We start from the raw sequence: 8,577 nt of genomic DNA, 5'->3' as shown, positions 1-8,577 counted from the left end.
GGCGATGCGCCCTGGCGGCGGCGGGCCGGTGCGCCCGGCACGGGCCTGCCCCTCTCCGTGATGCGCCCGGCGGCGGCGGTCCGGTGCGCCCGGCATAGGCGTGCCGCCTCTCCGTGACGCGCCCCGGTGGCGGCGGGCGGGTGCGCCCGGCACGGGCGTGCCGCCTGCCCCGCGTGCCGCACCGCAGGGCAGGCGGGGCAGCTACGCCGCGTGGCCGCCGTCCACCGCGAACTCCGCGCCGGTGACGTAGGGGGCGGTCACCAGGTGGGCCACCGTCGACGCCACCTCGTCCGCCGTGCCGAAGCGGCCCAGTGCCGTCAGGGCCGCCTGCCCGTCCGCGAAGGGGCCGTCCGCCGGGTTCATGTCCGTGTCGATCGGGCCCGGGTGGACGATGTTCGCCGTGATCCCGCGCGGACCCAGTTCCCTCGCCAGGGCCTTGGTCAGCCCGATCAGCGCCGACTTGCTCATGGCGTACAGCGTGCCGCCGGCACCCGGCACCCGCTGGGCGATGCAGCTGCCGATGGTGATGATCCGCCCGCCCTCGGTCATACGCGACGCGGCCGCCCGGGAGGCCAGGAAGACACCACGCACGTTCACGGCCAGCAGCCGGTCCACGTCCGCGAGGGACAGGCTCTCCAGCGGGCCCAGCACCCCCAGGCCCGCGTTGTTGACCAGCACGTCGATGCCCCCGAGCGCCTGCGCCGCCCGCTCGACCGCGCCCGCCGCCTCCTCGGCGTCGGCGGAGTCCGCCCGCAGGGCCACCGCCCGGCGCCCCAGCGCCTCGACGGCCCGTACGACGTCCTCCGCCGCGTCCTTGCCGTTCACATAGGTGAGCGCGACGTCCGCGCCCTCGCGCGCGAGGCGCAGCGCGACGGCCGCGCCGATGCCGCGGCTGCCGCCGGTCACAAGGGCCGTCCGGCCGGTCAGGGGGGAGGGAGAGAGTGTGTTCGTGTTCATGGGTCCATCCCAGCGGGCCCCGCGCACCCGCGCTGGCGGCGAACGGACGTCGACCTGCCCCGCGCGCAGGCGGCGCCCAGGCGGACGTGAACTCGCGGAAAACACATAGGACATGCCGGGAAACTCCACGGTCTTGTCATTGACATGCCATCGTCTACGCGCGTCATCATGAGGTCATGCGATTCCCCCCACGCGCCGCCCGGATCGGCGCCGCAGCCGCAGTCCTGTCCGCCCTCCTCGTGGGCGGCTCCGTCTCCGCCACCACCGCGGGCGCCGCCACCACCGCGGGCGCCGCCACCACCGCGGTCGGCGACATCTGCTACAGCGACCTGCCCTCCCAGGCCCACGACACGCTCGACCTGATCGAGCAGGGCGGCCCCTACCCCTACGAACAGGACGGGACCGTCTTCCAGAACCGGGAGGGCGTCCTGCCGAGCCGGTCCACCGGCTACTACCACGAGTACACGGTGATCACCCCGGGCTCCGACACCCGCGGAGCGCGCCGCATCGTCACCGGCGAGGAGAACCAGGAGGACTACTACACGGCCGACCACTACGCGTCGTTCGACCTCGTCGACCACGGCTGCTGAGCACCGGGCGCCCCGCAAGGCGCCCTAGGACGCTCAGCCGTCGCCCTGGCTCTCGGCGGCGGCGAACAGGGCGAGCGCCAGCACGATCAGGGCGACGCTCGCGTAGATCTCGTAGCCGTCGAGAAGGCCGAGCCGGTGCACGAACCCCCAGTTCCAGTCGGTGAATTCGTGCACCAGGCCCGCCACGCCCTGCACCAGGGCGAGGAATCCGACGATCTCCAGCAGCTTCTTCATGCCCCAGACCCTCGCCCCGCGGACCCCCCACCCACATCGGCCGCGGGGCGAGACATCACCGACGGAAGTCCGAGCCGCCCACCCTGCGGTACACCGAAAGTCCACAGCCCCGCGACTTCGGTCGGTGATACGCCGCGCACCCCGGTGACGGCGGCCGGAGCTGCGTAGATTCGTCGGACGTGAGCGAAGACAAGACGGTGCGGACCACCCCGGCGTTCCCCGGACGGCGCTGGCTGCTGCCGTCGGCCCTGGTCGAGCAGCTCGACCCGGACGCCGACGGCGCCGGACGGCGGTCCCGGCGTACCGCACGCGACTGGTTCGTGGACTTCGCCTGCTTCGGGCTGGCCGTGCTCATCGGCCTGCTGAGCGTGGACACCCTGGACCAGGAAGCCCACCTCCCGTACGGCTGGGGAGTCGCCGACCAGCTGATCGGCGCCCTGGCGTGCGCGGCCGTGTGGCTCAGGCGCCGGTGGCCGGTCGGGCTGGCGGTGGCGATGGTGCCCGTCGGGCTCGTCTCGGTCACCTCGGGCGGCGCCGCCCTCGTCGCCCTGTTCACCGTGGCCGTGCACCGGCCCTTCCGGTACACGGCCTGGCTGACCGGCGCCTTCGTGCTGGTCCAGCCGGTGTTCTTCTGGCTGCGCCCCGACCCCCAGCTGCCCTACCTCGTCGCGAACCTCCTCGGCGTCCTGCTGGCGGTGACGGCGGCGGGCTGGGGCATGCTCGCCCGGTCCAAGCGCCAGCTCCTGCTGAGCCTGCGCGACCGGGCCAGGCGCGCGGAGACGGAGGCGCGGCTGCGGGCCGAGCAGGCGCAACGGCTGGCCCGCGAGGCCATCGCCCGGGAGATGCACGACGTCCTCGCGCACCGGCTGACGCTGCTCAGCGTGCACGCGGGCGCCCTGGAGTTCCGGCCCGACGCGTCCCGCGCGGAGGTGGCGCGGGCGGCCGGTGTCATCCGGGAGAGCGCGCACGAGGCGCTTCAGGACCTACGGGAGATCATCGGCGTACTGCGGGCCGACGAGGCCGACGACGGGGCCCGCCCCCAGCCGACCCTCGCGGCCCTGGACACCCTGGTCGCCGAGTCCCGGCGGGCCGGCATGGAGGTGGCCTTCGTCCGCCGCGTCACCGACCCCGCCGCCGTCCCCGCCTCGGTGGGCCGCACCGCCTACCGCGTCGTCCAGGAGGCCCTGACCAACGCCCGCAAACACGCCCCCGGCGCCGAGGTCGCCCTCTCCGTCACCGGGGCCCCGGGCGACGGACTCGCCGTGTCCGTGCGCAACGCCCCGCCCGAGGGCGAGGTGCCCGCCGTCCCCGGCTCCGGGCAGGGACTGATCGGGCTGACCGAGCGGGCGACGCTGGCGGGCGGCACGCTGGAGCACGGCCCCACGGCCGACGGCGGCTTCGAAGTACGGGCGCGGCTGCCATGGGGATGAGCGCCGACGACCTGAAGTGCCGTCAGCACGCCGCCCGTTCCAGGACCGTTGCCCGTGTGCGCGACCCTCGGCGACCGTGATTACGTGAGGCCATGACTGCGATCAGACTGCTCCTCGTCGACGACGACCCGCTGGTGCGGGCGGGACTGTCCTTCATGCTGGGCGGCGCCGACGACGTCGAGATCGTCGGCGAGGCCGCCGACGGCGACGAGGTCGAGGCCCTCGTCGACCGCACCCGCCCGGACGTGGTCCTCATGGACATCCGGATGCCCGGGGTGGACGGTCTGACGGCCACCGAACGGCTGCGGGGCCGCGCCGACGCCCCGCAGGTCGTCGTGCTCACCACCTTCCACGCCGACGAACAGGTGCTGCGGGCCCTGCGCGCGGGCGCCGCCGGATTCGTCCTCAAGGACACCCCGCCCGCGCAGATCCTCGACGCCGTGCGCAGGGTCGCCGCCGGCGACCCGGTCCTGTCGCCCGCCGTGACCCGGCGGCTGATGGAGCACGCGGCAGGCACCGCCGCCGACACCCGGCGCACCCGGGCACGGGAGCGCGTCGCCGCGCTGAACGACCGCGAACGGGAGGTCGCCGTCGCCGTCGGCCGGGGCCTGGCCAACGCCGCCGTCGCGGCCGAGCTCTACATGAGTGTCGCCACCGTCAAGACCCACGTCTCCCGCATCCTGGCCAAGCTGGACCTCGACAACCGGGTGCAGATCGCGCTGCTGGCGTACGACGCGGGACTCCTGGACGAGCACCGGGACGACGGCTAGGACCCGTGCTCAGCCGCCGGCGAAGTGCTCAACGCGTCGGCCAGGACGCCGACTTCGTCCGCTCGGGTGCCGCCGGGCACCCTGTGCTCCGGCGCTCGTAGGATGCCTGGATGCCCAAGCCGACACGGATGCCGATACGGATACCGATGAGCCGCCGCAGATGGATCGCGGCGTGGGTGGCGCTGTGTGCCGCCGGCCTCGCCGTCACCGCCGCACTGAACGCCTCCTCGGCACCCGGCCCGCGGTCCGAGAAGCGCGGGCAGCCGGTCAGCGCCGAGTGCGCCGAGTACATCGCGGACGTCGAGAGGCAGCTCGCCGAGGCCAGGAAGGACGGCCAGGACGACGGAGTGCTGGCCTTCTCGCGGACCAGGTCCGGCGCGGAGGACTGCACCGACGAGCTCCGCGACCACTTCGGCGGCGACCGGTGAGCCGCGGCACCTGGCTCGCCGCGACGGCGGGGCTGCTCTGCGCCGGTGCCGTGGCGGCCGTCGCCCTGGGCGCCGGGTCCGAGACGGAGCCGGATCCGCGGCCCACGCCGCAGCGCGTGTACTCCTCCTGCCTGGCGGCCGACACCGAGCCGATGTCGGCGGACCACGACCCGTGCGCCGGCGACTGAGGAGGCGTCAACGTCGTAGGGCCATCGCCCCGCGCCCGGCCCGCACACCCCGTCGCCGATAGGCTGCGGCGATGCGCACGGTCGAGCTTCTGTTGGACGAGGCGGCGGAGCAGGTCGTCCGGGAGGCCTGGCGGCGGCTCGCGGACGCCGGGCTGCCGAGTCAGGCACGCCACCGCTCACCGACCAACCGCCCGCACCTCACCCTGGCCGCCTGCCCCGAGCTGACCGCCCCGATCCGCTGGGCGCTCGCCGAGGCGGCCGCCGCCCTGCCGCTGCCGGTGCGCTTCACCGGCGTGGTCCGCTTCGAGCGACCCACCTCGGTGCTGGCCTGGGCGCTGGACCTCGACTCCGCGCTGGCCGGCCTGCACCGCCGGGTGTGGGAGGCGGTGGCCTCGGACAGCCCGCCCGCGCCCCTCAGCCCCTTCCACGACCCCGAGCGCTGGAGCCCGCACATCACCCTCGGCCGCACCCGGCGCGCGGGCGCCTTCGCCGGCCGGCGGATCCCCGAGCTGCTGCCGGCGCCGCCGCTGTCGGCCCACCTCACCACCCTGCGCAGCTACGACACCGAGACCGGCGCCCTGGAGGTACTGGAGCCCCGCCCCTGAGACGCCGTCACCCGAGCGGCCGAGCCGCCCGGCGGGCCGAGTGTCGCCGCCGCCTTCGCGGGCACCCCACGGGCATGAGCTCCCGACGACTGGTTCCCGAAGCCCTGGCCCTGCTGACCGAGGGCTACGCCTGGCTGCCCGACCTGATGCGCGCCGAGGGCGACACCGCGCTGGACCTCCGTGTCCTCGGCCGGCCGGCACTCGCGATGCGGGGCCCGGACGCGGTCCGCTTCTTCTACGACGAGGCCCACGTGCGACGGCACGGGGCGCTCCCCGGCCCGGTCCTGAGCACGCTCTTCGGCCACGGGGCGGTCCACACCCTCGACGGTGACGAGCACCGGCGGCGCAAGTCGTTCTTCCTGCCCCTGCTGGAGACCGACGCGGTGACGGGCTCGGCCGAGCACATCGCCGCCGCCTGGGACGAGGCCGTACCGCGGTGGCGGACGCAGCCGGACGTGGTGCTCTTCGTCGCCGTCAGCCGGGTGATCGCGCGCGGGGTCTGCCGGTGGGCCGGCGTGCCGCTCACGGAGGACGAGGAAGAGCCCCTGGCGCGGGACCTGGTGGCCATGGTGGACGGGTTCGCCACGGCGGGCCCCCGGCACTGGCGGGCCAGGCGGGCCCGCGCCCGGCAGGAACGGCGGTTCGCCGACCTCGTCACCTCGGTGCGGTCCGGGGCGGTCCAGGCCCCGGCGGGCTCCGTACTGGACCGGGTCTGCCGCCACCGCGACGCCTCCGGCGCCGAGCTGACGCCGGAGATCGCGGCGGTGGAGCTGCTGAACGTCGTCCGTCCCGCCACGGCGCTGAGCTGGTTCGTCGCCTTCGCCGCGCACGCCCTGCACCGCCGCCCCGAACTGGCGGTGCGGCTCCGGTCGGGGGAGGCGGGGTTCGCGACGGCCTTCGCGCACGAGGTCCGCCGGTTCTACCCCTTCGCCCCCTTCCTGGGCGGCAAGGCCGTCACCGACCTGACCTGGCAGGGCCGTCACGTCCCGGCCGGCGGCCTCGTCCTGCTGGACGTCCACGGCCAGAACCACGACGAACGCCTGTGGAAGGACCCGTACGCCTTCCGCCCCGAGCGCTTCCTCGACCACCCGCCCGGCCGGGACGAACTGATCCCCCAGGGCGGCGCCGACCCCCGCACGGGACACCGCTGCCCCGGCGAGGCGCTGACCGTGGGCATCCTGGAGACGCTCTCCCGGCGCCTGGCCGACCTGGACTACGACGTCCCTCCGCAGGACCTGACGATCCCCCTGAACCGCATCCCCACCCGCCCACGCAGCGGAATGATCATCCGACCGCTCGCCTAGCGGAGGCCGGCCAGAGTTGTCCGATTGTCTCCGGTCCGCCGTAAATGCCTGGACCGGGAACCTCGTCCGACGGGAGACTTCCCGCTTCCGAGAACTCCGGGAGCGTGATGGGGACAACAGATACGCGCGGGCCGACGCCGGGCAGGAGCGCGGTCCTTCTGGCACTGCGCCGCTACGGCCGGGAACTGCTGCGACTACGGGCGCTGGCCCTGCCCGCGCTGCTGCTGCCGGCCGTGGGCAACATCGGCATCCGCTACGTCGCTCCGCTGCTGATCGCCAAACTGGCGGGACAGGCCGCCGGCGACAGCGGCCTCACCCTCGCCTCGGCACTGCCGTACGTGCTGGGCTTCGGCGTGACGCTGCTGCTCGCCGAGGCCCTGTGGCGGGTCGGACTGCACTGCCTGAACCGTGTGGACGCCCTCGGCATGGAGCACCTCTACGTGGAGGGCATGGACGAACTCCTCGCCAAGGACGCGGCGTTCTTCCACGACAACTTCTCCGGCTCCCTGACCAAGCGGGTGCTGAGCTACGGCAAGCGCTTCGAGGACTTCGTCGACACGGTGACGTACCGGATCGTGGGCAGTCTCGTGCCCCTGGTGTTCGGCGCCGTGGTGCTGTGGAGCTACGAACCGATGCTCGTCGTCGGCCTCGTCGTGATGCTCGCGCTGACCGTGGCCGCCGCGACACCGCTGATCCGCCGCCGCCAACGGCTCGTCAGCGACCGTGAGGCGGCGATCGCCCGGGTCTCCGGCCATGTCGCGGACAGCCTCACCAACATGGAGACCATCCGGGCGTTCGCGGCCGAGCGCCGGGAGGCCGACGAACACCGCAGCCGTGTCGCCGACTCCCGGCGCCTGATGCTGAGGTCCTGGGACTACGGCAATCTGCGCGTCGACACCCTGATCGCCCCCCTGTCCGTGCTGACCAACGTGCTGGGTCTGCTGGTCGCCATCTCCTTCGGCGGCTCGGGCCACGGGGTGGAGGAGGTCGTCGTCGCCTTCACCTACTACTCCAACGCGACCCAGATCATGTTCGAGTTCAACCAGATCTACCGGCGCCTGGAGAGCTCGATGACCGAGGCCGCGCAGTTCACGGAGCTGCTGCTGGACCCGCCCACCGTGCTCGATCCGCCGGCGCCCGAACCGCTCCGGCCGGCGGACACCGGCGTCCGCTTCGAGGCGGTGACCTTCTCCCACGGCGGTGCGAAGTCCCTGTTCCAGGGGCTCGACCTGGACGTGCCGGCGGGGGCACGGGTCGGTCTGGTCGGCAGGTCCGGCGGTGGCAAGACCACCCTCACCCGGCTGCTGCTGCGGATGTCCGACATCGACGGCGGGCGCATCCTGATCGGCGGGCAGGACATCAGCCGGCTGCGCCAGACGGACCTGCGCTCACTGATCGCCTACGTCCCGCAGGAACCGGCCATGTTCCACCGCAGCCTGCGGGACAACATCGCCTTCGCCCGGCCCGGCGCCACGGACGCCGAGATCCACGCGGCGGCCGCGGCCGCGCACGTCACGGAGTTCGCCGGCCAGCTCCCCGAGGGCTTCGCGACCCTGGTGGGGGAGCGGGGGGTCAAACTCTCGGGCGGCCAGCGCCAGCGCGTCGCCCTGGCCCGGGCCATCCTGCGCGACGCCCCGGTCCTGCTGCTCGACGAGGCGACCAGCGCGCTGGACTCGGAGAGCGAACTCCTCGTCCAGGACGCCCTGTGGCGGCTGATGGACGGACGTACGGCCCTCGTGGTCGCCCACCGGCTGAGCACCGTCGCCGGCATGGACCGTCTCGTCGTCCTCGACCGGGGCAAGGTCGTCGAGCAGGGCAGCCACGAGGAGCTGCTCGCCGGGAACGGCGCCTACGCCAAGCTGTGGCGGCACCAGTCGGGCGGCTTCCTGAGCGAGAGCGCCGATCCGGTTCCCGGCCCGGTCCCGGGCCCCGGCCCGGTCCCGGCTCCCGAACCGGTCCCGGCGGCCGGCCCCGGCGGGCTGCCCGCACCGGCCGCCGCGGCACCGGGCGAGGACGCCAGAACGCCCTCGCCCGCCCCCACAATCACCGGGCCCACCTGACAGTCGGCCGC

Annotated in this window: 10 protein-coding genes; 8 read left to right on the top strand and 2 right to left on the bottom strand. The window is 74.2% G+C overall.

What is annotated here, in order from left to right:
- Positions 1 to 201 precede the first annotated feature (201 nt).
- Positions 202 to 957: an SDR family oxidoreductase gene (locus GTW67_RS22095; RefSeq protein WP_161166544.1), complete on the bottom strand. Its 756-nt coding sequence runs from the start codon at positions 955 to 957 to the stop codon at positions 202 to 204.
- A gap of 176 nt (positions 958 to 1,133) precedes the next feature.
- On the opposite strand from GTW67_RS22095, the gene GTW67_RS22090 reads away from it, so the two are divergent.
- Entirely contained in the window at positions 1,134 to 1,547 is a 414-nt protein-coding gene (locus GTW67_RS22090) for a ribonuclease domain-containing protein (protein WP_161166543.1), read from the top strand.
- Positions 1,548 to 1,580: 33 nt separating this feature from the next.
- On the opposite strand, the gene GTW67_RS22085 is transcribed toward GTW67_RS22090, so the two are convergent.
- The gene (locus GTW67_RS22085; RefSeq protein WP_161166542.1) at positions 1,581 to 1,781 is read right to left on the bottom strand and encodes a hypothetical protein; all 201 of its coding nucleotides are present in this window, start codon (positions 1,779 to 1,781) and stop codon (positions 1,581 to 1,583) included.
- Positions 1,782 to 1,960: 179 nt separating this feature from the next.
- On the opposite strand from GTW67_RS22085, the gene GTW67_RS22080 reads away from it, so the two are divergent.
- The 7 genes from GTW67_RS22080 to GTW67_RS22050 all read left to right on the top strand — a co-directional run bounded on the left by GTW67_RS22080 (position 1,961) and on the right by GTW67_RS22050 (position 8,566).
- Entirely contained in the window at positions 1,961 to 3,211 is a 1,251-nt protein-coding gene (locus tag GTW67_RS22080; RefSeq protein WP_161166541.1) for a histidine kinase, read from the top strand.
- Positions 3,212 to 3,303: 92 nt separating this feature from the next.
- Positions 3,304 to 3,981, top strand: a complete 678-nt coding sequence (locus GTW67_RS22075; protein WP_161166540.1) for a response regulator transcription factor — start codon at positions 3,304 to 3,306, stop codon at positions 3,979 to 3,981.
- A 110-nt stretch (positions 3,982 to 4,091) separates the two neighbouring features.
- A complete protein-coding gene (locus GTW67_RS22070; RefSeq protein ID WP_237518977.1) occupies positions 4,092 to 4,409 on the top strand; it encodes a hypothetical protein in 318 nt (105 codons plus the stop codon).
- On the top strand, positions 4,406 to 4,597 hold the full coding sequence (locus GTW67_RS22065) for a hypothetical protein (RefSeq protein ID WP_161166539.1): 192 nt from the start codon (positions 4,406 to 4,408) through the stop codon (positions 4,595 to 4,597). Before GTW67_RS22070 ends, GTW67_RS22065 begins: the two co-directional genes overlap by 4 nt.
- A 71-nt stretch (positions 4,598 to 4,668) precedes the next feature.
- Positions 4,669 to 5,202 (top strand): 2'-5' RNA ligase family protein, encoded by a 534-nt coding sequence (locus GTW67_RS22060; protein ID WP_161166538.1) that lies wholly within the window; start codon positions 4,669 to 4,671, stop codon positions 5,200 to 5,202.
- Between the two features lie 74 nt (positions 5,203 to 5,276).
- Positions 5,277 to 6,506 carry a cytochrome P450 gene (locus GTW67_RS22055; RefSeq protein ID WP_161166537.1) on the top strand — a complete coding sequence of 410 codons (1,230 nt, stop codon included), beginning with the start codon at positions 5,277 to 5,279 and terminating at the stop codon, positions 6,504 to 6,506.
- A gap of 107 nt (positions 6,507 to 6,613) precedes the next feature.
- Positions 6,614 to 8,566 (top strand): ABC transporter ATP-binding protein, encoded by a 1,953-nt coding sequence (locus tag GTW67_RS22050; RefSeq protein WP_161166536.1) that lies wholly within the window; start codon positions 6,614 to 6,616, stop codon positions 8,564 to 8,566.
- The last annotated feature ends 11 nt before the right edge of the window (positions 8,567 to 8,577 follow it).

The organism is Streptomyces sp. SID5910, assembly GCF_009862125.1.
GTDB lineage: Bacteria > Actinomycetota > Actinomycetes > Streptomycetales > Streptomycetaceae > Streptomyces.
Note: the sequence above shows the minus strand (reverse complement) of the source record. Positions and strands in the feature narration are given on the sequence as shown.